Origin of the sequence: Porphyromonas uenonis 60-3 (assembly GCF_000174775.1) — a bacterium.
In the GTDB taxonomy this organism is placed as follows: Bacteria; Bacteroidota; Bacteroidia; order Bacteroidales; family Porphyromonadaceae; genus Porphyromonas; species Porphyromonas uenonis_A.
Genome location: NZ_ACLR01000104.1, coordinates 1 through 2088, shown reverse-complemented (window position 1 = coordinate 2088; position 2088 = coordinate 1). Strand labels below are relative to the sequence as shown.

At 43.3% G+C, this 2088-nt stretch carries 3 protein-coding genes; 2 read left to right on the top strand and 1 reads right to left on the bottom strand.

Annotated elements, in window-relative coordinates:
• Together PORUE0001_RS02700 and PORUE0001_RS02695 are read left to right on the top strand one after the other, a co-directional pair.
• Positions 1-737, top strand: a 737-nt coding sequence (locus PORUE0001_RS02700) for a hypothetical protein (RefSeq protein ID WP_007364935.1), incomplete at its 5' end; no start/stop codon positions are given.
• A gap of 46 nt (positions 738-783) precedes the next feature.
• Positions 784-1053 carry a hypothetical protein gene (locus tag PORUE0001_RS02695; RefSeq protein ID WP_007364936.1) on the top strand — a complete coding sequence of 90 codons (270 nt, stop codon included), beginning with the start codon at positions 784-786 and terminating at the stop codon, positions 1051-1053.
• 102 nt (positions 1054-1155) lie between these two features.
• On the opposite strand, the gene PORUE0001_RS02690 is transcribed toward PORUE0001_RS02695, so the two are convergent.
• A complete protein-coding gene (locus tag PORUE0001_RS02690; RefSeq protein ID WP_007364937.1) occupies positions 1156-1734 on the bottom strand; it encodes a hypothetical protein in 579 nt (192 codons plus the stop codon).
• Between the last annotated feature and the right edge of the window lie 354 nt (positions 1735-2088).

Below are 2088 nucleotides of genomic sequence, written 5' to 3'. Positions count from 1 at the left end.
CAGTCAGAGGGGGCAATACGCCCTCTCCTGACGACAGTCAGATTCCTCCGATTGGCGATGTAGCGCAAGGCGAGAACGGCAACTACTATATCAATGGTGCGGACACAGGTATAGCAATTAAGCCTAATCATAAGCCCGTAGTAACTATCGTAGATGGTTACTACTACATTGATGGGGTGAAAACGCCTGTTCCTGCACCCCAAGCTCCTGTGGTACCCCAATATCCTGACGGGGTGCTTGTGCCAGCTCTAAAAAAGCAAGGTAAGTACGAAGTGTTACTCATTAGTAAGTCTCCCGAGGTGACTTATACTGACCCAACAACAAATGAGAAACGAAAAGTTGTCGCCAATGGTGTGCGTATAGAAGATGGAGCTTGTCTCTATCAATGCCTCTCTCCAGATTCTGTACCAGTGCCCTTTGCGACTATTAGTGGCTTACCCCGTATACCTGACAAGAGATACCAAACAGACAAGAATGGTTGCTTTGTTGTACCAGCCTCTGACCTGCCCGTCAAGGGACTCCCTGAGACTGGTGTCACCAAGTCTATCATCATAAATGGCAAGCAGTATTCTTCCGACAAGACCACTTACGTTCCCTCACGTATGATCGTCAAATTGACTTACAGCCATCACAAGGGATCTGCGTTTTATTTTCGTCTTACGCAGTGGGATTCAGAAAAAAAACGGTGGAACTTTTGTCCCACTGGTAACTCCGCTAGATGGAACGGTCTATGGTAGTCCTAAGAACTTTATTCTTTGGGCTACACGAGACAAGGCTAAGGGTATGGGTGTTAAATCCGATTATGCTGCTCTTAAGCGCTCTATTGCCCACGGCACGTCCGATGGCTTTATTGTTGTTATCCTACCGAATGTTAGTATCTCTGATCCTAGTCTGCCTGACTATGATCGCAAAGACCGCAAACCTCTCTTTCTCACGCTTGGTATGATGCGCTCACCTTATTCTGATCGTCCTATTCATATATTGCAACTCTTGGGTATGGCTGAAAAGTCGTTTTGGGATAGCTTCTCGGACTTCTTTACTCCCTTTGAGTAGACCTCTCCTTTTTTTGACAAAACACCAAACACGGGCAGTAGAATCTACTGCCCGTGTTTGGTTTATACTTGCTAGCTCTGCTTGCCTTGCAGGTTTTATAGTTTATTTTATTCCTGTCTTGTACTCTTTGCTCCTATACTCTGCGTTATTGTCAGGATCGTATAGCTTGACTGTTTGGCTTTCCTGTCTCGTGACTTCTCCGTTTATTTTTTCCTGCCAAGTAAATGATACAACTGTTGTCGTCGGCTTTAGCGGATTGGGCTGATTGTCTAATTCTGGGTCTATGGCGAACGGTTCCTTAGCACGTAGTGTGAATTCAACCTCCAGTTTTAGCGCATCTAGATTCTTTGGGTTGAATGAGTTTGGAAGAGCTTTGAAGTGAATTGTTGTTTCTAAGTTTGGTTGCAAGTCTAAGCTTCCACTGAAACTAGAATCTTTCTTTTCCCCATTTATATACGCATCAAAAAAGCCAAAGCCCAAATAACTGAGAAGAACTGGTCTATCCGCTTTAAGCGTAAGTATTTGTTCAATAGAGGTTGAAGGCTCCCCTTCTATATCTGTTTCATAGCCCTTGCTTGGATTGGGCTCATTGCGCATACCGCCCCCACAAGCGGTTAGAAGAGTTGCTACCATTAGCCCACATAGCACTGCTACTAGGCTCCATTTCTTTGTCGTATTCATATCTCTATTTTTGGTTTGTTGGTTATCTAGATTGCTGTTCCTTAACCTCTTACGATTAAGATTGTCTGCTTCATCTCTACTACAAAGATAACAAAAAACTCTGACACTACCAAGTTTTTCTAGCTAATTTCTATCCGTAAAAGAGAAATTAGCCATCTATTCTCTTGTCTATATGGAAAATAAGTCGTATATTTGCCACTGTGATGAAGAGATAGTTCCTACCTCCTTCCACCGAGGTCTTTGAAAGTGCCTGTTTGGCTACAATTTGGCTACACGATGTTTCACGAAATTCGTAGTACCCTATAAACGAGATGTTTATAAAGTTACTTTCGCTTCTTCCGAAGTTTCATTTCA